A 24,284-nucleotide genomic window follows, 5' to 3' on the forward strand; every position below is an offset into this window, starting at 1 on the left:
CCACACGTCACACCAACACACAGTCTGATACTCGGAGGGGGAGTCATGCCACAGCCAGCTCAGTACGGCCGCTCCCATCCCGGGTTCCTTCCTATTCGTTGGGTGCTTTTGCATTCCGGGACGAACGGGCACATCACCCAGTGGGGTCAAATGCTGTCCGGGTTACCGCCCACGTAGACCGATGGCCATCCCCGCTGCGGGGCCCGGACCATTCCGGTTCCTGCAGGTTTTCTCATCCCTGCCCCCAACGATAAAGGTAACTTCCTTCGTGCTTCTGGCCTCCGTCATCCTGGTCCTTCTTGGCGTGATCAGCGCCGGCCCATTATCGCAATGGCTCGGTCGCAACGCCGGATGGGTATTATGCCTGCCGCTGCTGGCGGCCGCCGTCCTGTTGATGAGCGCCTACATCATCAGTCCCGGCGGTGAGGTGATCGAGTATTATCCCTGGATCCCGGGCCTGCTCGAAATCGGCTTCCACCTCCGACTCAACGGTCTCTCCCTGCTGTTCTCTCTGCTGGTGTTGCTCATCGGGGCCGGGGTGCTGTTCTACTCGCCACGGTATTTGGGCTCAACAAAACTCGTCTCCTTCTATCTGACGATGTCAGCCTTCGCGCTGGCCATGCTGGTGCTGGTACTGTCCAACGATCTGCTGGTCTTCTACATCGCCTGGGAAGGCACCACCTTCTGTTCCTTCTTCCTTATCGCCCGCTCCGGCCCGCACGCCCACCAGCCGGCCATCCGCACGTTACTGGTCACCGTGGCCGGAGGACTGTGCCTGCTGGCTGCGGTGTGTGTGATGACCGTAGCGGCCGGAACCACCGTGATCACCGAGGTATTAGCCTCCGAGATCTGGACCCGTCCCGGCATCACCACCAGCGTGGTGGTACTGCTGGCGATGGCAGCACTGACCAAATCTGCGCAGTTCCCCTTCCAAGCCTGGTTGCCCGACTCCATGGTGGCCATCTCCCCGGTGTCTGCTTACCTGCACGCGGCCGCGATGGTCAAGGCTGGGGTCTATCTCCTGTTGCTGTTCTCGCCAGCACTGGCCGGGCATGGACTGTGGACCCTGTTGCTGGTGTTGCTGGGAACCATCACGTGTCTGTTCGGTGCTTTCGGCGCCCTGCGTCGGTACGACCTCAAAGAACTGCTGGCCTACTCCACCATGTCCCAGCTGGGCTATCTGGTGATGCTCATCGGTATCGGCACCCCACTGGCGATCACCGCCGCGGTGCTACACACCATGGCCCACGCCCTGTTTAAATCCGCTTTATTCCTCTCCGTTGGCATCATCGACCACCAAGCCGGCACCCGCGATATGCGCATGCTGGCCTCCCGCGACGTGAACATGCCGGCCACTCTCACCGTGCTCACCGTCGCCGCCGCCTCCATGGCCGGTCTGCCACCGCTGTTCGGGTTCGTGTCCAAAGAAACCCTGTTCGACGCACTGATCGAAACAAACCTCCCCGGCGAATTACACGTGGCCCTGGCCGTGGCAATCGTCGTGGCAGCCATCTGCACCTTCGCTTACTCGGGCCGACTGGTCTGGGGCGCCTTCGGTAAGTACCGTTCACCCCGTGGCTGGCTGAACACCCCGCGGGGCTCCTCGGCCGATATCCGCACCGTTAAAGATGGCAAGATCACCTTCTGGATCTTCCCGATGATCGTCTCGCTGGCCGGCGTCGTCCTCGGGCTGGCTCCCGGGCTCACCGATCAACTCGCCACCGCTGCTGTCTCCGAGGCCGTCGGCAGCTACACCGAAGTCCACTCTGCGCTCTGGCACGGGTTCACCCCCGCCCTGGGGCTATCCGTGCTGGTCATCATCGGCGGTGTGATCGCGGTCTGGAAGATGCCAGAGATCGAAGCATTCCTGGTTCCGCGCGGGATTCCCATTTCCGGGCTCGGCGTGGTCGAAGCCCTGCGTGAAGGACTCATAGACTTCGGTGCCCGTGTGGGTGCCTGGACCTCCGGACAAAACCCAGGACGCCACCTGATCGTGCCCGCTGTGGCAGTCATTGCCCTGGCCGTCATCGGACTTTTCACACTCCCGGGCCACCTACCCGAACAAGTCGATGGTCTCGATCTGCCCCTGGACTGGGCACTGGTGTTGCTGACCGGGGTCGGTGTATTCGCTACCATCAGAACCCAAACCCGCATTTCAGCCCTGGTGGTTGTTGGCGTGGTCGGCTTCACCACCACGCTGTGGTTCTTCAACCTGGGCTCGGTCGATGTTGCCCTGACCCAGCTGCTGATCGAGATCCTCACCGTGGTGGTCATGGTGCTACTGCTCAAGCGGTTGCCCCAACGATTCTCTACAACCTCGCTGCGCCAGGCCCTACCGGCCGCCATCGCGGCCCTGGGCGCTGGTGGCGCCGCCTTCCTCGGCGTCTTTGCCCTGACCGGCCGACGCGAACTGTCTGATGTGGGCTCCTATTACGCCACCGAAGCCGCTGAGATCACCGGCGGCGACAATATCGTCAATACCATCCTCGTCGAATTCCGTGCGCTAGACACCCTGGGCGAGCTCACGGTACTCGGTGTGGCCGGTATCGGCGTGGCGGCACTGTTGGCCTCGCGCAAGCCCGACCCGGTGTTGCAATCAGCAGCCTCTAGCACCTCGCCACTGTCGCATCCTCACGTGAATCTGGCGTATCTGCGTAGCTTCACCAAGATCGCCGTCCCGGTGATGATGGTGCTCTCCCTGGTCACGCTGGTCCGGGGCCATAACGAACCCGGCGGCGGATTCATTGCCGCGCTACTGGCCGGGGCCGGGTTCTCGTTGCTGTACCTGGTCGCTTCCTCCGATCAGCGCGCTCCCGTGCGCTGGCCTTATATCACGCTGATCGGTACCGGCGTGGTCGTCGGTGTGCTCACCGGTATCTGGGGCATGCTCGAAGGATCCTTCCTCACCCCACTACATGCCGATGTATTTGGCTTGCACCTCAACACCGCGCTGATCTTCGATCTGGGGGTCTACTTGGCGGTGCTGGGCTTGATCCTCATGGCTTTCAACCTGTTGGGTATGGATCAACCTCGCGATGACGGCGCTCTGGGACAACAATTGCCTCCACCCCCGGACCCCCACCCGACCACCGGAGTGCTCCCCTCACAGCGGATCCGGACTGAATCGCGGTCCCGGCAACCAGACACTGATGCAAACCCCTCACACGATCGGCAGGTGAAACGATGACCCTGGCACTAACCGTTGGCCTCCTTGTGGCAGGGGCCGTGTACCTGTTCACCAAACGAGAAATGTTGCGCATCATTCTGGGCTTCATCCTGCTTGGCCACGCCGGAAACTTGGTGCTGATGGCTGCCGGTGGCGCGTCTCGACGTCACGAGCCCTTCGGCGAGGTTGACCCCGAACTGGCCGCCGACCCTTTGCCTCAAGCCATGGTGCTCACCGCGATCGTGATTGCCTTCTCCATCACGGTATTCATGCTCGTCCTCGCGGTCACCGGTGACCGAGGTGACCGTACTGCCGGTCGCACCGAGACTCTGGACACCACAGCAGAAGCGGTCTCTGACGCCACCATCCCGGGCACCGCCACCCACACCTTGGAAGTCTTGCACGCCCAGGAAGAGGCCAACGACCAAGCCCGCTCGGCCCAACAAGCCGCTGAGCAGTCCCAGCAGGCCGGCACACAGCGTCCCACAGGAGGCGAGAAATGAGCCAAAACCTGCTGGAGATGCTATTGCCGATGATGGTCGCGGTTCCGCTACTGGTCGGCGGGGCCCTGGCGGTGGTCGGTAACCGGCTGAAACTACACGCCTGGGTGATGATGATCACCCAGCTCGTGATCCTGGCCTTCTCGGTCTACCTGGTGGCCTACTTTGCCCACCCCGATCACCCGGATGCGCTGGGCCACTCGGTGGGGTTATGGCCCTATGGTGTCGGCATTCCGTTTGTGGCCGATATGTTTTCGGCCCTGATGCTGACGGTCACCAGCATCCTGACGGTTTGTTGTACCTGGTTCGCGCTGGCCTCCTATGCGGCCAACTCCATGTTCTTTGCCCCCCTGGTGTTGATCCTGGGATCCGGCGTCAACGGTGCATTTCTCACCGCGGATTTGTTCAACCTCTTCGTGTTCCTTGAGGTCATGCTTCTGCCGTCTTATGGGTTGTATGTCCTCTCGGCCAACCGACAGACCCCGGCCCGTCGCGTTCACGGTGCTCGGTTATACGTCACCTTGAACCTGTTCACCTCCACCCTGTACATGATCGGTGTGGGTTTTCTCTACGGCACCGCCGGGAGCGTGAACATCGGTGTGCTGGCCAGCCTGGGGTCCTCCGACCGGACGGTGGCCATGGCCGCGTCGGTGTGTCTGTTGGCGCTGGGTATTAAAGCTGCCATCGTCCCGCTGCACGGCTGGTTGGCCCGGTCCTACCCGGCCACCTCACCGGCGATCACCGCGCTGTTCTCCGGACTACACACCAAGGTCGCCATCTATGCGATTTACCGGCTGTACGCGGTGATTTTCGACGGCGACACCCGCTTTCTGTGGGTCGGAGTATTGCTGTTCTGCCTCACTATGGTCATCGGCGTGCTCGGGGCGGTAGGGGAGAAGACCACCCGCACCATTTTGGCCTTCCACATGGTTTCCCAGATTGGTTACATCCTGCTCGGCGTCGCATTGTTCACCGAATTGGGGCTGACCGCCGGCATCTTCTACCTGCTGCACCACATGATCGTCAAAGCCAGCCTGTTCCTGTCTACCGGGGCCGTGGAAGTCCGCTACGGCACCGGTGTGATCGGTGCACTGGGCGGAATCGTACGTACCGAACCCTGGGTGGCTGGAGCCTTCTTGGTGGCTGCCCTGTCATTGGCCGGGATCCCACCGTTCTCCGGATTTATGGCGAAGTTCTTGCTGATCCTTGGAGCGGTCGAAGCCGACGAAATCGCCGCGGTCGTCGTGATGGTGGTGGTCTCGTTGGTTACGCTGCTATCGATGCTGAAGATCTGGTCGGGGATGTTCTGGGAAAAATCCGCCCAGCGGACCAAATCGAAATCGCGTAACACCCCCTCGGCCACCCGTATTATTGCCTCAACCGCTTCGGCCTACTCCGATCCGAACTCGCGGACCCCCCAACTGGCCCATATGGCCTCCGAATCACAGTTCCAGACTCTCACGCAGTCGATGACCATTATCGAATCCGACCGGTCGACCGTGCCCAAAAAACGCATTAGCTGGAACCTGTCGCTACCAGCGATCGTGCTCGCTGGACTCACCATCTGCTTGGGCCTGGGCGCACAGCTGCTACTGACCCTGTCCGGGATGGCAGCCGAAGGCCTGCTCGATACCAGCAACTATCTCGAGGCGGTGATGAACGGATGATCTCAACCCGACGTTCTGCCAGCGTGGGTGACTACCTCAGCTGGCCCTTCCGGTTCATCTGCGTGTTGGTGTGGTACATCAAAGAAGTGATCGTCGCTAACTGGGCGGTGATTGCCGATAACCTCACGCCCGGACTCAACGCCCACTCTGGGATCGCCCGGGTGCCCACCCGGTGCGAATCCGAACTCGAAGTCACATTGCTGTCCTCAATGATTACTATCACCCCCGGAACCCTGACGCTGGGGACCACCATTGACGTCCACGGGGTGCGGTGGATCTACGTGCACTCGCTCTACGACGGAGACGCGGACGCCATTCGCGAGGGGTCCTGGGATATGGAAGAACATATGCTCCACGCCAAACGTCCCGAAGGTTTCGATCACCCCCGACCCGAACACCCGAGATCGGGCCCGGAACTCTACAAAGAACTCTTCGATCCCGAAGTTCAGGCTGGAGAGCGCGCCCTCGCCGATGACACCGAGGCCGAGCAGGACGGGAGGTAACCAATCATGGACCTGATCGATCTCGATTTCCTCGGTCTTGACATCGCCTTTGCGCTACTGATCGTCTCGACCCTGGTGGCCACCTGGCGCATGTTGAAAGGACCGACCGAAGCGGACCGTGCCATCGCCGGGGATTTGCTGATGTTCGGTGTGGCCGGACTGATCGCGATCTTTGGGGTTCGACTCGGCGGTCAGTTCACCTTCGACATTGTGCTGGTCGCCTCGGTGATCGGATTCCTCTCCGCCATCTCGCTGGGTCGAGCACTCACCAGGGGGCAACGCTAATGGATATCACCACCTTCTCTTTCGTTCTCGGCCAGGTCTTCGTCGTGCTCGGGGCCCTGGTTTTTGCCACCGCAGCCCTGGGCCTGGTGCGGTTTACCGACCCCTTCATGCGCATCTCCGCCGTTGGTACCGCCGGGGGACTGGGCATGATCCTGGTGGTCGTCGGCTGCCTGCTGGTCCAACCCACCGTGGTTGACACGCTCAAGGTCATCCTGATTATCTTCATGCAACTGGGTACCTCCGCGATCGGCACGATGGCCATTGCTCGCTCCAGTTATCTGACTGGCGTACGGATGGACCCCGGCTACTTTGACGAGCTGGACGAAGACGACGTCACCGGAGAGAGTGTGGAAACCCGCTGAGAACCCGGCGCCCCACCGATAGGATGGAAGCTGTGACTGAGCAACAAAGATCCCGCACCACCGCATCGGATTCCGCCGTGACGTCCCCGGAGCCCTCCCAGCAGAACTCCCGGCTGTTGGTCATCGATGGCCACTCCATGGCGTTTCGGGCCTTCTACGCGCTACCGGCGGAGAACTTCGCCACAACCACCGGGCAACACACCAATGCGGTGTATGGATTCTTGACCATGTTGCTGTCGATGATTCGCGAGCAACAACCCACCCACGTCGCGGTCGCCTTCGACGTCTCCACCCCGACCTTCCGTTCGGAAGAATACGGTGAATACAAGGCCGGTCGGCAAGAAACTCCCGAGGAATTCTCCGGCCAGATTGATCTGATCGGTGAAGTCCTCGAGGCCCTGAACATTCCGGCGATCACCGTCGACGGCTACGAAGCCGACGACATTGTGGCAACCTTCTCGGCGCAAGCCGAGCAAGCCGGTTGGACCACCGTGGTGGTCTCCGGCGACCGGGACGCCTTCCAGCTGATCTCGGAGACCACCGCGGTGTTGTATCCGACCAAGGGTGTCTCCGAAATCCCACCGATGACCACCCAAACGGTGCTGGATAAATACGGGGTTAGGCCAGCGCAGTACCCCGAACTGGCGGCCCTAGTCGGGGAAAAAGCCGATAATCTCCCCGGTGTCCCCGGTGTTGGCGCCGGTTTCGCTTCCAAATGGTTGAAACAATACGGAGATCTGCAGGGCGTGATCGATAACGCTGACCAGATCAAGGGGAAAAAAGGCCAAGCGCTACGCGAGCACCTCGACGATGTGATCCGTAACCGCAAACTCAACGCGCTGGTACGCGACCTAGACCTTCCCATTCAGCTCGAAGCCACCGCGCTGTCTGCACCGGATCACGACCACATCAACGATTTATTCGATTCCCTGGAATTCAACCGCGTGCGCGAACGGGTTTTCGATGTCTTCCATGAACGTCTCGGCCTCGAAGGCTCCTCAGCTCAGGCCTCGGTGGAGGTCACCATCGAGCTGATCACCCAGGCAGCCCAGCTGCGGGATTTTCTCTCCACCCATGGTGGCACTGCGCTCGGGGTTTTCGCCCAGATCACCGCCCCGGAGGTCATCACCCGACGCAAAATCCCGGCCCCTGGTGACTACGGCACCGTGGCCGCAGTCTCTATCGCCACTGAAGACCAGGCCGGTGTGATCGAGCTTTCCGGGTCTACTGACACCGAGCTGATCGCCGAAGTCAACGATTTCTTACTCTCGGGCTCCTACCAAAAAGTGGTCTACGACCTGAAAACACTGATCAAAGCCGGTGGCGCCACCGAGGTGCTCACGCAGTCCTTGAACGAGGACCAAGACCTCCACCACATTGCCGAGGTCGTCGACGACATCCTGCTCTGCGGATACGTGCTCCAGCCGGACCGTCGCGGTTTCGATCTGCCAGCGCTAGCACAGACGTATCTGAACACCACGCTCGAGGTGCCCAAAACAGCACCGGTGAATAAACAGGGTGAGCTCGATCTGGGGGAGACTCACGAGCCAGCACTGAGCCAGGAAATGCAGACCTATCTGGGTCAGGCCGGGTCGATGCTGATCCGACTCCACGAAGTCATGTACCCCGAGCTGATCGCCCGCGATGCGCATCAGCTGGTCACCGAGGTGGAAATTCCGCTCTCCCGAGTGCTGGCCGTGATGGAAGAAACCGGGGTTGCGGTCAATACCAATAAGCTCCACGAGCTCCTGGAAGTCTTTAGTGATCAGGCTCAGGCCGCCGAAGACCGAGCACGGGAATCCATCGACGGTGACCCGGTGAACCTGGGCTCGCCCAAACAGCTTCAAACCGTGCTCTTCGACCGGTTGAATCTACCCAAGACTCGTAAAACGAAAACCGGGCACTCCACTGATGCCGAATCCCTCAATGATCTGCTGGACAAGACCGATCACCCCTTTCTGCACAACCTGATGGCCTATCGAGATGCCACCAAATTGAAACAAACCGTGCAGGGTCTGCTCGATTCGGTGGCTACCGATCAGCGCATCCACACCACCTACTCTCAGACCGCGGCGGCGACGGGGCGACTGTCGAGCCTGAACCCGAACCTGCAGAATATTCCGGTCCGCACTGAAACCGGTCGACGTATTCGCGGCATTTTCCAGGCCGGGACCATTCCCGGATGCGATGAACCCACCACACTGCTGACAGCGGATTATTCGCAGATCGAAATGCGCATCATGGCCCACTTGTCCGAGGATGCCGGATTGATCCAGGCTTTTCAGGAGGGTGAGGACCTCCACCGGTTCGTCGGCTCCCAGGTCTTTGATGTCCGTCCCGCAGAGGTGACCACTGCGATGCGTGACAAGGTCAAAGCGATGTCCTACGGTCTGGCCTACGGTCTGAGTTCTTTCGGGCTATCCAAACAGCTCAGAATCCCGGTTGATGAGGCCCGTGAGCTGATGAGTTCCTACTTCCAGCGCTTCGGCTCCGTGCAAAAATACCTGCGTGGGGTGGTCAAAGAAGCCCGCAACGACGGCTATACCTCCACGATGATGGGGCGACGTCGCTATCTGCCAGACTTGCAGTCCGATAATCGCCAATTGCGGGATATGGCAGAACGCGCGGCGCTGAATGCCCCGATTCAGGGCTCGGCCGCGGATCTGATCAAGGTCGCGATGCTCGGTGTCGCCCGGCGACTCCGCGAGGAATCGATGAACACGCGGATGCTGTTGCAGGTCCACGACGAACTGATTCTCGAGGTCCCAGAATCAGAACGGGAACGGGCCGAAACAATTCTGGTTGAAGAAATGTCGCAGGCCGCCGAGCTCTCGGTGCCCCTGGATGTGCAAGTCGGACGCGGACGCACCTGGCAGCAAGCAGCCCACTAAGTGCAGAGCACGTCATGTTCCGCGCAATACTGCGGAATTGATCGTGTTGTCACATTGACCTTGACAACGTCATGCCGTAAGATTATCAGGTGCGCCGGCATGCCGGCGCTCTGCTGAGATTTCCCCGCACCGACGCTGAGGCGTCTTCACGATAGCGAGGTCGTTCTCAACATTCAAAGACCATTAGTTAATAAACCATATCCATTCGGAGTCCCTACTACATGACCACTACTACCAATGCCCCACAGGTTGCCGTCAACGACATTGGAACGGAAGACGATTTCCTCAATGCCGTCGATGAGACCATCAAATACTTTAACGATGGCGACCTGGTGGCTGGCACCGTCGTCAAAGTCGACCGCGACGAGGTCCTGCTCGATATCGGCTACAAGACCGAGGGTGTGATCCCGTCTCGTGAACTGTCCATCAAGAATGACGTTGATCCCGACGATGTCGTGGCGGTGGGCGACTCCATTGAAGCCCTGGTGCTGACCAAGGAAGATAAAGAAGGCCGTCTCATTCTGTCCAAGAAGCGTGCTCAGTACGAGCGGGCTTGGGGCGACATCGAGAAGATCAAGGACGAAGACGGTGTGGTCACCGGTACCGTCATCGAGGTGGTCAAGGGTGGCCTGATCCTCGACATCGGGCTGCGTGGCTTCCTGCCGGCATCCCTGGTTGAAATGCGTCGCGTTCGCGACCTGGCCCCCTACATCGGTCAGCAGCTGGAAGCTAAGATCATCGAATTGGATAAGAATCGCAACAACGTGGTGCTGTCCCGTCGTGCCTGGCTGGAGCAGACCCAGTCCGAGGCTCGTTCGAACTTCCTGCAGGCTTTGCAGAAGGGTCAGGTCCGCAACGGTGTGGTCTCTTCGATCGTCAACTTCGGTGCCTTCGTGGACCTGGGTGGCGTCGACGGTCTGGTTCACGTTTCCGAGCTGTCCTGGAAGCACATTGACCACCCCTCTGAGGTTGTCGAAGTGGGCCAGGAAGTCACCGTTGAGGTCCTCGACGTCGACATGGACCGTGAACGCGTCTCCTTGTCGTTGAAGGCCACTCAGGAAGATCCGTGGCAGCTGTTCGCCCGTACCCACGCTCTGGGTCAGATCGTGCCCGGTAAGGTCACCAAGCTGGTACCGTTCGGTGCTTTCGTCCGCGTCGAAGACGGCATCGAAGGTCTGGTGCACATCTCCGAATTGGCACACCGTCACATCGATACCGCCGAGCAGATTGTCTCCGTCGGCGAAATCGTCTACGTCAAGGTCATCGACATCGACCTGGAGCGTCGTCGCATCTCGCTGTCGCTCAAGCAGGCCAATGAGGGCGTTGACCCCGAAGGCACCGAGTTCGACCCGGCTCTGTACGGTATGGCCGCCGACTACGACGAAGAAGGCAACTACAAGTACCCCGAGGGGTTCGACCCCGAGTCCAACGAGTGGATGGAAGGCTACGAAGAGCAGCGTGCTGCTTGGGAGCAGGACTACGCCGATGCTCAGGCCCGCTGGGAAGCTCACAAGGAACAGGTTGCTCGCCACCTGGCCGACAGTGCCGAAGCTGCCGCGGCTGGACCGGTCGACACCGGCCAGGCTTCGTATTCTTCCGAAGAAGAGCACTCCGATGCTGATGACGCCGGTACCCTGGCGTCCGATGAAGCGCTGGCTGCTCTGCGTGAGAAGCTTACCGGCCACTAAACATTGCCTGTCCAGTTCGTCGAGCCGCTGACTGAGACGAACTGTCGAGAACAGTGGGCCCGAGGGAAACTTCCCTCGGGCCCACTGTTTTGATGATGGCTACCATCGCTACGATGACATACGCTAGGCCTCAGACGACGGGGTGGTCTGAGCCTGCCGAGCACGGCGGATGAATGCTTCCATCAGGTGTCGATCCTTGACCCCTCGTTCCTTCTCCACCCCGCTGGAGACGTCGAGCCCCGCCGGATGGTAATTTCGGACCACCTCGGCGACGTTCTCGGGATGGAGCCCACCGGCTAACACCACCGGAATCCTGGCCTCGTGCATCCAATCTGGGGGAGCGGTAAAGGACCCGGTGCCGTGGCTGATGTCGTAGAACCAATACTCGACATTAGGGTGGGCATCGGCACGGGTGGGGGCTTCAGCTGAGGCCACAGCCAAGTGTGCCGGCCGAGGATCATACTCATAGAGTTGGACGGCATCGACAAGATCGAGAGCCTGTTCCACCTCGGTAAAGGTCATCCCCACTGCCATCGTCCGAATCCTGTTCCGGGCTACCCGCGCGAGATCAGCCAGTTGCTCAACCGGGACATACCGAGGTGAGTTCCGAACACACATGAAACCCACCGCATCGTAGCCGAGCTCAGCTGCCCATTCGACATGCTCCGCCCGGGTCACTCCGCACACTTTGATGAACATTGATGGGTGCCTTTCCTCTCTTGCGCTTATCATGAGAATAGCCTGGCTGGCCTAGCCGGTGACTTCAGAGATAGTCACCGTAAAGGATTTGGTCCGCGCCAACTGTGTCGTCGGACCCACCAGACGTTCCAGCTGCGGACGATACTGTAGCCCCGAATTCCATACGGCCACCAATAAGCCGTTCGCGGTCAGCACCCTGCCCGCTGCGACAAACAGGTCGAGTGCAATCTGCCGGGTCACCGCCGAGGACCCGTGATGGAAGGGTGGATTCAACACCACCAGATCAACCGACGCATCAGCAAGTTGCTTCGTATCGGGCTGGTGGTAGACCGCGAAGCGACTGTTATTGTCCAACCCGTTCGCCACCAGGGTCGCGCGCGTTGCACAGACAGCGGCAGCTGAATCATCGGTGGCAATAATCTGCGGGATGGAGGTCTCCAATCCCAGCACGGTAGCCACCGTGCCATTACCACTGCCCAGATCAACGGCTGTACCCGCACCTCGGATAGCATCCTGGAAAGCATGGGGGGTTCCCAAAATCGTCTCCAGCATCAACCGGGTACCCGGATCAACCCGGGCGGCACCAAACGTTAGCCCGTAGGCGCGCAGTGCCAGCTCGTGGTCAAGCACCCGGTCGGTGTTCACCCGGGGGATCCGTGGTGGGGTCTGGCGTGTCGCATCTGGGAGGTGTGGGTCACGGGCACGAATAACACGGGCCTTATACGCACCGCGCGAGGCCGAAACGTGCCCAAAATATTGGCCCAAACGGTCATTAACCGACCGTTGCAGATCTTTCTGTCGTGCCCCGGCGAGTAACACTACGGTCTCCTTGGCCCAGCGGGCCACATGCCATGCGGTTTCCTCCACCGCTTCCAACGGGCGCGGCAACCGATACAGCACCGTGCCGGCACCCTGGAGGATCTCGCGGCTCATCACATCATCCCACGGTTCGTGGGCGAGATCGGCCTGTGCCCTGAGCCGATCGAAGAGTAGCGCCGAATCTTGCACCACGCGCAGTGGCATGCCCCGGCTTCTCAGCTCCGCGGCCACTGTTCCCTCGGTCTCGTTCACCACCACGACCGGCAGATCCCGATAGCTCGGTGACTGCTCGAGTAGCTCATCGAGTTGGTCGAGCAAGAGTCGATCGACACCGGTGGCAACACGGTGCGTCCGTGATTGAGGGTGATCGGTCATGAGCTGATATCCATCCATTGCGTGCCGGTTGCTACCGGATGGGCAGCTCCCGAGGTGATCGTGGCCAGATCAGTCTGGAGTTTCTCCACTGCACCGCGTTCGTCGCGGATACCGAGCTGAATGTGGGCCGAGGTGCCACCATAATTGGTCCCAAACACCTCGACACCGGTGGCACGCAACTCGTTCTCCCACCGGCCGGCATCGGCGTGCGGTGCGGCAACCTCATACAACAACACCCGCGCCCGACGTCGCACCACTGTGGATTCGAGCCCAGCGACAACGGCATCCGTATAGGCACGGACTAGGCCACCGGCACCGAGTTTAATCCCACCAAAATATCGCACCACTGCCACCACCGTGTCGGACAGATACCCGTCGAACTGAGGGTGAGTGAAACTATACAGGGCTTGCAGCATCGGGATCCCGGCGGTTCCGGCCGGTTCACCATCATCACAGCAGCGTTGTACCGTCCGATCCGGCCCCAGAATAAAGGCTGAACACACATGTCGAGCCCCGTGGTGGTGCTTCCGGATCCGCTCGATCACCTCACGGGCAGCAGACTCGCTCTCAACCCGGTGCACATAGGCGATGAATTCAGATTTCTTGATCTCCAACCGGACTTCGTCGGTCTCGCGCCTGGCGGCGGGGACCAGATAGGATGAGCACTGTGAATCGGGCATAGTCGACAGTCTAGGCGGTTTCGCCAGCTGAGCCCGAGCTCGCCCACCATCCAGGAGGACCTCGATGACACACCTCGGCCTGACTGGAGGAATTGGATCCGGTAAATCGACGGTGGCGAAGATGCTGGCCGAGCTGGGCGCAGTCATCATTGACGCCGACGCCATTGCCCGGTCGCTGATGGCCCCTGGTCAACCGGTGCTACAGGAAGTGGTCGAGCATTTTGGTGAGCACCTTCTCGACGAACACGGACAGCTGGACCGTCAAGCCCTGGCCTCGATCGTGTTTAACGACGACCAAGCACGCCAAACACTCGACTCGATCGTCCATCCGGCGGTCCGGGCTGAGACCCTGCGCCAGATTGAGGCTGCCACCGCGGAAAGCTCAGGGGAGACCGTGCTTATTGAAGACATTCCCTTACTGGCCGAAACCGGGCAAGCGGAGCGTTTCGACGGAGTGATCGTGGTGACATGTGATGAGCAGACTCGACTAGAGCGGCTCACCACCCATCGAGGGATGGACCCTGCCGATGCCAAAGCCCGGATGGAGTCCCAAGCCACCGACGCCCAACGCACCCAGATCGCCACGTGGGTCATTGACAATTCCCAATCGCTGGAACACACACAACAACAGGTCAGCGAACTCTGGCAGTCGCTGTAATCCGCTCGGTGAGTTCACCCACGTCTGACAGGGGCGGAGTGACAGTCGAGCCCAACCGCTCGATAGCGGTAGGTCATGGTGTAGCGAAAAGATCTTAATTGTGCAACACGGTCGTGTTGCCGGTCTGAGCCGGGTATCTCAGAGCTATTCTAAGCGCATGCGTAATATGGCGTCATATACAGCGGAGCGACCGGCATCGACGACGGTGTCCGCCGATGGAACCAACACGAGCTCCCACACCGCCGCACGACCCCCACGGTTGCGTGGCTTTGATGGGTTGCGGGCCATTGCCGCCATGGCCGTCTTGGTGTATCACCTCATTCCCGGGTGGGCTCCAGCCGGCTTTGCCGGGGTGGATATGTTTTTCGTGCTCTCCGGCTTCTTAATCACCGCCCTGTTGCTCCAGCAACTACACCGTCACGGACGGCTTGAACTCAAGAGTTTTTGGTTGCGTCGCTTCCGTCGACTGGTGCCGGCCGTGGTCGTTACCCTGATCGGTGCCTCCGCTCTGGCTCTGGCGGTCGGCGGCGATGCACTCGTGTCCTTGCCACGCCAGTTTGTTGGTGCACTGACCGGAACCTATAACTGGGTCGAAATCGCCAATGGTGCAAGCTATTTTGAACAGAACTCCCCATTACTGTTCACCAATATGTGGTCGTTATCCGTGGAGCAACAGTTCTACGTCTTCTGGCCCCTCATCGTTGCGTTGCTCGTCTTTTGGTCCCGGCCCCGACGACTCGCCGTCGTCTTCGCTGTTGCCGCGACGTCGATCGTTGCCCATGTCTGGTTGTCTGGGGTTGACCTCTCCCGTGCCTACATGGGCACCGACACACACCTCTGGGGTCTGATGTTGGGCGCCGGCATCGCCTTAGCGATCCCGGGTGCTCTGAAGATGCCGATCAATCCTACGCGCTATCCCACCCTGTGGGGCGTGGGCGGTTGGCTGGGCTTGCTGGCTGCCATCACGATGATGATGGTCCTACCCGAGTCCCTGATGTACCCCTGGGGGATGGTTGCGATTAGTGTGGCCGTAGCCATCACAGTCCGCAGTCTGCTCAACGATGTGGCCCCGTCTCAACCGGCCCTGGCGTTGACCGCCATCCTGGAGAACCCGGTCCTGGTGTGGCTGGGCGTGCGCTCTTACGGGATCTACCTATGGCACTGGCCGCTGTGGGTGCTGATGTACTACCTCAGCCCGACGATGAACCCGCTACTGGCAGCACTGCCGGTCATCGTGCTCAGCATCGTTTTCGCGGAGCTGTCCTACCGCTTCATTGAAACCCCCATCCGCACCCACGGGTTCTTGACCTGGTGTCGTCAGCTGGTAGCGCAAATCACGCAGCTGATGCCGGTAGCCAAGGTCGCAACCATTGCGGGTCTGGCCGGGGTATTGATCGCTGCGGGTTCCGCCATTGCCGTATCGCCACAACAATCCAGCGCCGAGCGAGCCCTGCAACAAGCTGCCGGGGATCAAGACCGCCTCGTGATCGGCTCTGAGTCCGACGATGAAGCCCAGGACGAACCAGGCCAACAGCCCTCGGAGCAACCTTCGGAACAACCCGCCGAGGACCCATCCGCTGAGCCCAGCGACTCCGCTACAGAAACTGCTGAGGATACTGCCACCGAACACGCCTCACCGGTCGGTCATCCCGGCCCAGAAGTCACTGGAGAGAACATCACGATGATCGGTGATTCTCTGCTCGTCGCTGCCGGAAAGACCCTGAATCAGGATTTTCCCGGCATTTATCTCGATGCAGAGATTTCCCGCTCCATCCAGTCTGCGCCGGAGATCTTGAACCGGTTGAAGTCCGAGGGCAAACTGCGACCCTATGTCGTGGTCGGGCTGGCCACAAACGCCGTCATTAGCCAGGATCAGATCGAGACCATTCGCGAGATCATCGGTCCCGATCGGCGCCTGGTGTTGGTGACCGGTTATGGTCCGTCTCGGGCAACCTGGATCGACCCGGCCAACCGGGCCATCCGGGAAGCTGTGAAGAACCACGACGATATTTACCTGGCCGACTGGAATAACGCCATCCAGGACCACCTTGACTTGCTGGCCGATGACTCGGTGCACCCCAAGGACCAGCAGGGACGCGCGCTGTACAGTCAGACCGTCGAGAAGGCCTTGGCCCGGGCTCAGTCGGGAGAACCGCAGGTCTCCTAACGGGTTGCTGGCACGTTCGCTCTGGGTCTGACGACCGGGCTTTTGCGGTGGCAGACCGGGGGGAGAAGAGTAGGGTAGAGGCATGAGTCTGGCCCAAGAAATCACCCGGCAAGTTGCGCCCTTCAAGGTGGAATCTCCCTATCAGCCCTCTGGCGATCAGCCACGTGCTATCGCCGAATTGGCTGAGCGTGTCAGTGGCGGGGAAAAAGACGTGGTGCTGATGGGGGCCACCGGCACCGGTAAATCTGCGACCGCGGCCTGGACCATTGAACAACTTCAGCGTCCCACCCTGGTGATGGTCCAGAACAAGACTCTAGCCGCCCAGCTGGCCAATGAATTGCGAGACCTGCTTCCGCACAACGCGGTCGAGTACTTCGTTTCCTACTACGACTACTACCAGCCCGAGGCCTACGTCCCGCAGTCGGATACCTTCATTGAAAAAGATTCCTCCATCAATGAGGAAGTCGAACGCCTCCGCCACTCAGCCACCAATGCCTTGCTCACCCGCCGGGACACCGTGGTGGTCTCTACGGTATCGTGCATCTACGGTTTGGGTACCCCGGAGGAATATATCCGCCAGATGGTCACCCTCAAACGGGGCCAAGAGCTGGACCGGGACGAATTGTTGCGTCAGTTCGTGAATATGCAGTATGTGCGCAATGACCACGACTTCCACCGTGGCACCTTCCGGGTCCGTGGCGACACCGTAGAGATCATCCCGATGTATGAAGAGCTTGCGGTCCGTGTGGAATTCTTCGGCGATGAGATCGACTCGATCCAGACCCTGCACCCGCTGACCGGTCACGTGATCCGGGAAGAAGACGAGATGTACATTTTCCCGGCCTCCCACTACGTGGCCGGTGATGACCGGATGGCTCGGGCCATCGAGTCCATCGAGGATGAATTGCGCGTGCGACTGGCAGAGTTAGAGGCCCAAGATAAGTTACTCGAGGCTCAACGGTTGCGGATGCGCACCACCTACGATCTCGAAATGATGCAACAAATGGGCTACTGCAACGGGATTGAGAATTACTCGCGCCATATTGACGGCCGTGGTCCCGGCTCTGCTCCACACTGTTTACTCGACTATTTCCCCGATGACTTCTTGTTGATCATCGACGAATCCCACGTGACCGTGCCCCAAATTGGCGGAATGTATGAAGGGGATATGTCGCGTAAACGCACCCTGGTCGATCACGGGTTCCGGTTGCCCTCAGCATTGGATAACCGGCCACTGAAATGGGATGAGTTCCTCGAGCGCATCGGCCAAACCATTTACCTGTCGGCCACCCCGGGCCCCTACGAGCTGGCCCAAGCCGACGGCGTGGTGGAACAGATTATTCGACCCACCGGACTCATCGACCCCGAGGTCGTGGTCAAGCCCACCAACGGCCAGATCGATGACCTGATGGACGAGATCAACCAGCGAGTCGAGCGTGACGAACGCGTGCTGGTTACTACCCTGACCAAGCGTATGGCCGAAGACCTGACCGAATACCTGATCGAGCACGGGGTCAAGGTCCAGTATCTGCACTCCGATGTCGACACGCTCAAACGGGTGGAGCTGATGACCCAGCTACGCAAGGGCACGTTCGACGTGCTGGTCGGCATTAACCTCTTGCGCGAAGGCTTGGATTTGCCCGAGGTATCGCTGGTGTCAATCTTGGACGCCGATAAGGAAGGATTCCTGCGCTCAACCACCTCGCTGATTCAGACTATTGGTCGTGCCGCCCGCAACGTTTCCGGTCAGGTGCATATGTACGCCGATAAAATCACCGACTCGATGCGACAGGCTATCGACGAAACCAACCGTCGTCGTGAAATCCAGCAGGCTTATAACACCGAGCACGGTATCGACCCGCAGCCGTTGCGTAAGCGCATTGCCGACATTACGGACCAACTGGCCCGTGAGGATGCCGACTCCGAAGACTTCCTGTCGGGCATGGGCGGGGTCAAGGCCGGCTTTGATTTTGGTGAGGGACACCGTGGCTACACCTCGATGATCACCGATGAACAGAAATCCCAACAGGCCGATCGTGAGGGCCAGCAGGCCGTGAAGATTGCTGCCCTTCCGGCCAAGGATCTGCAGGACTTGATCGACAACATGTCCCAGCAGATGCATCAGGCCGCCACGGATCTGCAGTTCGAACTTGCCGCACGCCTGCGCGACGAGGTGGCGGAGCTCAAAAAAGAACTGCGTCAGATGAAACAAGCCGGACACGCCTAATATCGTCGTCGAGATGCTACAGTAGTCCACGAACAGGGGAGTATCCCGATCTTTCTCGCGAACGTCAGCACGTGGAGATCATTCTCAACCGGGCGCGAGGCTTGAGCAGAGACCATCAGCTCAAGTGGGAGAGACTTGTGATTCATTCTCGTATCCTCAAAGGAGCTTCCCTGTGGAAATCAACCTTGTGACCTGGTTGGTCACCGTTGCGATCATCCTGGGGTTATTGGCTTTCGACTACTTTGCCCACGCTCGGAAAGCCCATACCCCCACGATCAAAGAAGCCGCGATGTGGTCCTCCATTTACATTGGACTGGCGTTGCTGTTTGGCCTGGTATTTTTCCTCTTCGGCGATACCTCCCACGCCGTGGAGTACTACACCGGGTTCTTACTTGAAAAGTCACTATCGATCGATAACCTGTTCGTGTTCATGATCATCATGAGCAACTTCCAGGTACCGCGCGAGTACCAACAAAAGGTGCTGTTGTTCGGTATTACCTTCGCGCTGATCTCCCGGACGATTTTCATCCTCCTCGGCGCAGCCGTGATCAACGCCTGGTCGGATGTGTTCTACGTCTTCGGTCTGTTCCTGATTCTGCTGGCCGGCCAGCAACTCAAGGGCGAATTGACCTCGGCCGACGAGAAGTCCAATGAGGCCGAAAACATTATGGTGCGCACCGCCCGTCGGATTTTCCCGGTCTCACACGATTATCGCCAGGACAAACTGTTCACTAAAGAACGTGGCAAGCTGATGATCACCCCGATGTTGTTGGTCATGATCGCGATCGGTGCCACCGATGTGCTCTTCGCCTTCGACTCGATCCCCGCGATCTATGGTGTCACCCAGGAGCCCTATATCGTCTTCGCCGCCACCGCTTTCTCGCTGATGGGCTTGCGCCAGCTGTACTTCCTGATCGATGGCTTGCTGGACCGTCTGGTGTACTTGGGATACGGTTTGGCAGCCATTCTCGGCTTCATCGGCATCAAGCTGGTGCTACACGCCCTCCACGAGAACAGTTTGCCGTTTATCAACGGTGGGGAACCAGTGCCGGTTCAAGAAATTCCGACCGAGATGTCGTTGGTGGTTATTATCGCCATCCTGCTCATGGTGGTTGTCACCTCGTTGACCTCGAAGAAGGGCAAGGCGCTGATCGCATTGCAGAATGCGGAGAAGTTCTCCTTCCGGTATTCCAAGCTGGATGACTCCACTACCGAGCAAGAGCGCGAGAAAGCCGCTGCGAAAATGGATGAGTGGACTGAAAAGGCCCGTCGGGTCGAATATAAATACCTAGACGAACTGATCGAACATAAAGACCAATGGTCCAGCATTATCCGTCAGGCCCACGAGACCCGACTGGAAGACGTCCAACGCACCGGGCGTTCCGCCCCGGTCTCGCAACAGGTGGTCAACGAGTCCGGCTCGATTATTGACCCGCCGGACGACACCGAGGATTCACACGATTCCGCCGAGAAAGAGGGTGCCCGAAGCCAAGACTCGACTCGTCGCTAACCAGCGGGCTGACGGGCGCCGTGCTTACCGGTCGTGAATCATCGTGTGCAGGCGGGTGAAGATTTTCGCCCCCGCCTGGCCGATCCCGTCATGATGGTAGGCATCGGTCTCCCACACCTGTAGCTTGGCCACCCGTCCGGCGGTCTCCAGTGACAGGTCGCGATCGACGTAGACATCGTCACGATAGACCGCCGCAGCCACCGGCACCTGGTTCGCTGCCAATTGCTCGAGGTCGTATAACCGGCCCCACCCGGTGTGTTGCGCAATCAATTCGGTCGCCTCAGCAATCGGAATCAGCGTCGGATCAGTGCGGGTATACCACCGGTAGCACATCTCACCGGTCAGCCACGGGGTCTGCGTGACCTCAGCATCGAAGTCTGGATACTCTCTCAGCATCCGTTCGGCCGCCCAGTTGGTGGGCTCGGCGGCTTGATCCGGCTGAGCGTAGATGGCTTCGTGCAGGATCAGATACAGCGGATTTCTGGCCCGGGATACCTGCTCATATACCGCGTGCAGAAAGTGATCGCTGAGCTGATCAGTCCCCGGGATGAACGCTTGCTCCAGCACGTAGTGCAAGGTGTCAACCCGGGTATTGCCACCCAGCATCATCCCCAGGGTTTGCACGCGAGGGACGGTGAGCTCCGACCCATCGGGAAGGACCACTCCGCCGGCACGAACCCGCTGATACACCCGTGCCAACACCCTCAGATCCTCCGGGTAACGGTCGAAGTATTCCTGGTTGCGGGCCCGCATCCGCGCGTAGGTGGCCCGATAGACGCGGTCGGCCGGTCCAGACAGTGGGGCTAGACCGCCGGTGATTAAGCTACCGCGCAAACCCTCAGGGGCGAAGCTGAGGTAGCTGAGTGTACAGAATCCGCCAAAGGACTGGCCGAGCGAGACCCACGGCTCGATGCCGAGACCTGTTCGGAGGGCTTCAGCATCGGCCACAATATCCGGTGCCCGGAAATGAGTTAGGTAGTCCGCCTGCGCGGACGCATCCCCACGGGCACGCAACGTGTGATGATTCAGTGGGGTGGACAGACCGGTGCCACGCTGGTCGAGCATCATCACCCGGTAGGTCTTCAGTGCCTCGGCCAGCCATCCTCCGATGGTGCCCGGCCGTTGACCGGGGGAGCCGGGTCCGCCCTGGAAGTAAATCAACCACGGCTTGGTGTTGATCTCGGAATCCGGGTCATCGTCGGGGTGGCGAAACTCGCGAGCGGTGACCCACAGCATCTCAGGATCGGTTACTGCGCCGGCTTGGTGGTGATCAACCGGAACCTGCACGCGGTGGGTGCGCTGCCGGTACCCATCCTGGCGGGTGGTGAACTCACTGGAGTTCACACCGGTGCTCATCGACGAGACGGACTCCACGGAATCACTCCTTTACTGTATGTGCTAGCCTTCGATTGGTTCACCCACCGATAGCATCGTGATCGCTGGGGCCCCCTGCTCGTTGGAGGCCGCCAAATGCACCACAGCATTCAGTGCCCAGTCGTAGTTTGCCTCGGGATCCACGAGCACTTGGGTAATACTCCAGTAATCACCGGGGCTGGCCCCGAGATCGTCCAACTCGCCAGGGCCCAGCTGCGGCTCGGTGTTGATCCGTAATAACTTCGGGTCGCGTGCCGAGGCGGTATCGTCCAGGTCCTCGTAGTCGGCGAAGAAATCATCCAGCGCGTCGGCCCAATTATCGCTGGTGAACGGGATGGCGCCCTCAGGCAGATAATCCATCCCTTCCAGCTCCGCGTCCTTCTCTGCCCCAAAGAGCTGTACCCGCCGAAACATGGCATTGCGGATCATCACCCGGAACACGCCGGTCTGCTCGGTGAGCTTCGGAGGGCTGGGAGGCTCAGGATTCTCATATTCTTCTCGCGCCTGGTCGATATCGCCGGCAATCAGGTCCTCCCATTCCTCTAACAGCGAGGAATCGGTGAACCGGATCATGGTATCCAGCCAGTCCTGGATCATCTCGATCTCGGCAGTGCGCACATCCTGGGGGATAGTCTGGCGCATGGCCTTCGCCGCATCGGTCAGATACCGCAACACCACGCCTTCAGAGCGAGCCAAGGAGTAAAAGCTGACGAACTCGCCAAAGCTCATCGCACGTTCGTACATATCGCGCACCACCGACTTAGGTTCCAGCTCAAAATCTTTCAGCCAGGGGGCTGCCTGCGCATACACCGCGAACTGTTGCTCGAGAAGCTCACCGAGCGGTTGCGGGTAGGTGGTTTGGTCCAAGATGTTCATCCGCTCGGTATACTCCAGCCCCTCGGCCTTCATCTCGGCCATCTTCTCGTCCTTGGCCTTCTTGGTCTGGGCAGACAGAATCTGTCGTGGCGAATCCAGGGTGGCCTCCACGATCGAGACCATATCCAGGGCATACGTGGGGCTGTCCGGGTCCAATAGCTCAAACGCCGCCAAGGCAAATGGCGACAGCGGCTGGTTCAGTGCAAAATCCGGTTGCAGATCTACCGTGATCTCGAGTTGACGACCAAACTCATCTGGGGTGTCGGATTTGACCAGCACACCTGTGGCCAGTAACTCACGCAAGATGCCGATCGCCTCTCGCTGTAATTGCGCCTGCCGAGCAGGGGTCTCGTCCGAGCGCGTGATCAACCGACGCACATGCCGGACCGGGTTCCCCACTCGTTCGACCAGGTTCAGCACCATCGAGTGGTTGATTCGCAGCTGCGAGACCATCGGCTCCGGCTCAGCAGCGACCAGCTTGTCGAAGGTCTTTTCCGACCACGACACAAAACCTTCCGGCGGTTTTTTCTTTGCCGAGGACTTGCTGGACTGTTTGATGCGCCGGGCCCGCTCCTGCGGATCCTTAATGCCGGCAAATTTCTGTTCCAATTTGGCCTGCTCGGCCTGATTCTCAATCACATGCTCGGGTGCTTGAACGACCACATAACCGGCAGTATCAAAACCGGCACGTCCGGCCCGGCCGGCGATCTGGTGAAATTCGCGAGCATTCAGGTGCCGGGTTTTGCGCCCATCAAACTTACTCAGCGCGGTGATCAACACGGTGCGAATCGGCACGTTAATACCCACACCCAGCGTGTCGGTACCGCAGATGATTTTCAGCGTGCCCTGCTGAGCGAGCTTTTCAACCAACCGGCGATACTTGGGCAACATTCCGGCGTGATGAACCCCGATCCCGGCCTTGAGGAGCCTTTTCAGCGTCTTGCCAAACCCGGCCTGGAAGGGAAAGGTCTCCAGCTGTTCGGCCAGTTGCGCTTGCTCTGCTTTGCTCAGGACCGCCAGCGAGGAGAGATTGCTGGCCTGCTCAACGGCGTCCAGTTGCGAGAAGTGCACAATATAGATCGGTGCCTGATCGGCTGCCACCAACTGTTCTGCCCGGTGGGCCACCGACTGTTCGGAGTAGCTAAAATGCAACGGAATCGGCCGGGTGGCGGCGGTAACGGTCACAGTGGGCTTGCCGGTTGCCTCGGTGAGGCGCTGTTCGAACCGGGTGGTGTCGCCCAGGGTGGCGCTCATCAGCAAGAACTGGGCCTGGGGGAGCTCAATCAGCGGGACCTGCCAGGCCCAGCCACGGGCCGGATCGGCGTAGTAGTGGAACTCGTCCATGATCACCTGGCCGATGTCCAGTCCGGTGCCTTCCCGCAGGGCCACATTCGCCAGAATTTCCGCGGTGCAACAAATAATCGGCGCCTGAGCATTCACCGAAGCATCCCCGGTGATCATTCCCACGTTCTCGGCCCCAAAAATATCCACTAGGTCGAAGAATTTTTCTGAGACCAACGCCTTGATCGGTGCGGTGTAGTAAGACACCTGGTGCTGGGCCAACGACAAAAAGTGCGCGGCCAAAGCCACCATCGACTTCCCAGATCCGGTCGGGGTGGCCATAATGACGTTCTTGGATTCCAACAGCTCGGTGACCGCCTGGTCCTGGGCCGGATACAGCGTGATGCCACGGGAGCCGACCCACTGCGTGAAACGGTCGTAGAGCTCAGCCGGATCCTGGGCGGTGCGGTCTTGGTGGTCGGGAAGAACGTCAGTCAAAAGCATCATCTCGTACTCTACGGCAGTTGCGCGCTCGCTTCAGTGGCCGTAGACCGGC

General features: G+C 59.8%; 17 protein-coding genes. 12 read left to right on the forward strand and 5 right to left on the reverse strand.

Annotated features, from left to right (window positions below):
• Nucleotides 1–268: 268 nt before the first annotated feature.
• From QDX22_RS02275 to rpsA, 8 genes are all read left to right on the forward strand, one after another.
• Complete coding sequence (locus QDX22_RS02275) at nucleotides 269–3,187, forward strand: DUF4040 family protein (protein ID WP_279717948.1); 2,919 nt, start codon at nucleotides 269–271, stop codon at nucleotides 3,185–3,187.
• The gene (locus QDX22_RS02280; protein ID WP_110098269.1) at nucleotides 3,184–3,669 is read left to right on the forward strand and encodes a sodium:proton antiporter; all 486 of its coding nucleotides are present in this window, start codon (nucleotides 3,184–3,186) and stop codon (nucleotides 3,667–3,669) included. The genes QDX22_RS02275 and QDX22_RS02280 overlap by 4 nt, the downstream gene beginning before the upstream one ends.
• Nucleotides 3,666–5,333, forward strand: coding sequence for a monovalent cation/H+ antiporter subunit D family protein (locus QDX22_RS02285; RefSeq protein WP_233487931.1), 1,668 nt, complete (start codon nucleotides 3,666–3,668; stop codon nucleotides 5,331–5,333). Before QDX22_RS02280 ends, QDX22_RS02285 begins: the two co-directional genes overlap by 4 nt.
• Entirely contained in the window at nucleotides 5,330–5,836 is a 507-nt protein-coding gene (locus QDX22_RS02290; RefSeq protein WP_279717949.1) for a Na+/H+ antiporter subunit E, read from the forward strand. Before QDX22_RS02285 ends, QDX22_RS02290 begins: the two co-directional genes overlap by 4 nt.
• Nucleotides 5,837–5,842: 6 nt before the next feature.
• Nucleotides 5,843–6,121 (forward strand): MrpF/PhaF family protein, encoded by a 279-nt coding sequence (locus tag QDX22_RS02295; protein WP_279717950.1) that lies wholly within the window; start codon nucleotides 5,843–5,845, stop codon nucleotides 6,119–6,121.
• Nucleotides 6,121–6,483, forward strand: a complete 363-nt coding sequence (locus tag QDX22_RS02300) for a cation:proton antiporter (RefSeq protein ID WP_110098271.1) — start codon at nucleotides 6,121–6,123, stop codon at nucleotides 6,481–6,483. Before QDX22_RS02295 ends, QDX22_RS02300 begins: the two co-directional genes overlap by 1 nt.
• A 32-nt stretch (nucleotides 6,484–6,515) precedes the next feature.
• Entirely contained in the window at nucleotides 6,516–9,374 is a 2,859-nt protein-coding gene (polA, locus tag QDX22_RS02305; RefSeq protein WP_425248468.1) for a DNA polymerase I, read from the forward strand.
• 221 nt (nucleotides 9,375–9,595) lie between these two features.
• On the forward strand, nucleotides 9,596–11,062 hold the full coding sequence (gene rpsA / locus QDX22_RS02310; RefSeq protein ID WP_110098273.1) for a 30S ribosomal protein S1: 1,467 nt from the start codon (nucleotides 9,596–9,598) through the stop codon (nucleotides 11,060–11,062).
• A 123-nt stretch (nucleotides 11,063–11,185) separates the two neighbouring features.
• Here rpsA and QDX22_RS02315 read toward each other — a convergent pair whose 3' ends face one another.
• From QDX22_RS02315 to QDX22_RS02325, 3 genes are read right to left on the reverse strand one after another with little or no spacing between them, the layout of a single operon-like run.
• Nucleotides 11,186–11,761, reverse strand: a complete 576-nt coding sequence (locus QDX22_RS02315) for a phosphoribosylanthranilate isomerase (protein ID WP_158278384.1) — start codon at nucleotides 11,759–11,761, stop codon at nucleotides 11,186–11,188.
• A 51-nt stretch (nucleotides 11,762–11,812) separates the two neighbouring features.
• A complete protein-coding gene (locus QDX22_RS02320) occupies nucleotides 11,813–12,955 on the reverse strand; it encodes a class I SAM-dependent methyltransferase (protein ID WP_279717951.1) in 1,143 nt (380 codons plus the stop codon).
• Nucleotides 12,952–13,635: an IMPACT family protein gene (locus QDX22_RS02325; RefSeq protein ID WP_279717952.1), complete on the reverse strand. Its 684-nt coding sequence runs from the start codon at nucleotides 13,633–13,635 to the stop codon at nucleotides 12,952–12,954. The genes QDX22_RS02320 and QDX22_RS02325 overlap by 4 nt, the downstream gene beginning before the upstream one ends.
• Nucleotides 13,636–13,699: 64 nt before the next feature.
• Here QDX22_RS02325 and coaE point away from each other — a divergent pair, with 64 nt between their 5' ends.
• From coaE to QDX22_RS02345, 4 genes are all read left to right on the forward strand, one after another.
• On the forward strand, nucleotides 13,700–14,293 hold the full coding sequence (coaE, locus tag QDX22_RS02330) for a dephospho-CoA kinase (protein ID WP_279717953.1): 594 nt from the start codon (nucleotides 13,700–13,702) through the stop codon (nucleotides 14,291–14,293).
• A 157-nt stretch (nucleotides 14,294–14,450) separates the two neighbouring features.
• The gene (locus QDX22_RS02335) at nucleotides 14,451–16,460 is read left to right on the forward strand and encodes an acyltransferase family protein (RefSeq protein ID WP_279723931.1); all 2,010 of its coding nucleotides are present in this window, start codon (nucleotides 14,451–14,453) and stop codon (nucleotides 16,458–16,460) included.
• Nucleotides 16,461–16,542: 82 nt separating this feature from the next.
• Complete coding sequence (gene uvrB, locus QDX22_RS02340; protein ID WP_110098279.1) at nucleotides 16,543–18,687, forward strand: excinuclease ABC subunit UvrB; 2,145 nt, start codon at nucleotides 16,543–16,545, stop codon at nucleotides 18,685–18,687.
• Between the two features lie 172 nt (nucleotides 18,688–18,859).
• Nucleotides 18,860–20,197: a TerC family protein gene (locus QDX22_RS02345; RefSeq protein WP_279717955.1), complete on the forward strand. Its 1,338-nt coding sequence runs from the start codon at nucleotides 18,860–18,862 to the stop codon at nucleotides 20,195–20,197.
• A 24-nt stretch (nucleotides 20,198–20,221) separates the two neighbouring features.
• On the opposite strand, the gene QDX22_RS02350 is transcribed toward QDX22_RS02345, so the two are convergent.
• Nucleotides 20,222–21,571 (reverse strand): alpha/beta fold hydrolase, encoded by a 1,350-nt coding sequence (locus QDX22_RS02350; protein ID WP_279675076.1) that lies wholly within the window; start codon nucleotides 21,569–21,571, stop codon nucleotides 20,222–20,224.
• 24 nt (nucleotides 21,572–21,595) lie between these two features.
• Nucleotides 21,596–24,232, reverse strand: a complete 2,637-nt coding sequence (locus tag QDX22_RS02355) for a DEAD/DEAH box helicase (protein WP_110101077.1) — start codon at nucleotides 24,230–24,232, stop codon at nucleotides 21,596–21,598.
• Nucleotides 24,233–24,284 lie beyond the last annotated feature (52 nt).

The sequence above is a fragment of the Auritidibacter ignavus genome, assembly GCF_029853775.1.
Classification (GTDB): Bacteria; Actinomycetota; Actinomycetes; order Actinomycetales; family Micrococcaceae; genus Auritidibacter; species Auritidibacter ignavus.

What these genes read in the sequence shown, in the direction of transcription:
- QDX22_RS02280 (WP_110098269.1), top strand. Translation starts at nt 3,184, where the DNA reads ATGACCCTGGCACTAACCGTTGGCCTCCTTGTGGCAGGGGCCGTGTAC.
- QDX22_RS02285 (WP_233487931.1), top strand. Translation starts at nt 3,666, where the DNA reads ATGAGCCAAAACCTGCTGGAGATGCTATTGCCGATGATGGTCGCGGTT.
- QDX22_RS02290 (WP_279717949.1), top strand. Translation starts at nt 5,330, where the DNA reads ATGATCTCAACCCGACGTTCTGCCAGCGTGGGTGACTACCTCAGCTGG.
- QDX22_RS02295 (WP_279717950.1), top strand. Translation starts at nt 5,843, where the DNA reads ATGGACCTGATCGATCTCGATTTCCTCGGTCTTGACATCGCCTTTGCG.
- QDX22_RS02300 (WP_110098271.1), top strand. Translation starts at nt 6,121, where the DNA reads ATGGATATCACCACCTTCTCTTTCGTTCTCGGCCAGGTCTTCGTCGTG.
- rpsA (WP_110098273.1), top strand. Translation starts at nt 9,596, where the DNA reads ATGACCACTACTACCAATGCCCCACAGGTTGCCGTCAACGACATTGGA.
- QDX22_RS02315 (WP_158278384.1), bottom strand. Translation starts at nt 11,761, where the DNA reads ATGTTCATCAAAGTGTGCGGAGTGACCCGGGCGGAGCATGTCGAATGG.
- QDX22_RS02320 (WP_279717951.1), bottom strand. Translation starts at nt 12,955, where the DNA reads ATGACCGATCACCCTCAATCACGGACGCACCGTGTTGCCACCGGTGTC.
- QDX22_RS02325 (WP_279717952.1), bottom strand. Translation starts at nt 13,635, where the DNA reads ATGCCCGATTCACAGTGCTCATCCTATCTGGTCCCCGCCGCCAGGCGC.
- coaE (WP_279717953.1), top strand. Translation starts at nt 13,700, where the DNA reads ATGACACACCTCGGCCTGACTGGAGGAATTGGATCCGGTAAATCGACG.
- QDX22_RS02335 (WP_279723931.1), top strand. Translation starts at nt 14,451, where the DNA reads ATGCGTAATATGGCGTCATATACAGCGGAGCGACCGGCATCGACGACG.
- uvrB (WP_110098279.1), top strand. Translation starts at nt 16,543, where the DNA reads ATGAGTCTGGCCCAAGAAATCACCCGGCAAGTTGCGCCCTTCAAGGTG.
- QDX22_RS02355 (WP_110101077.1), bottom strand. Translation starts at nt 24,232, where the DNA reads ATGCTTTTGACTGACGTTCTTCCCGACCACCAAGACCGCACCGCCCAG.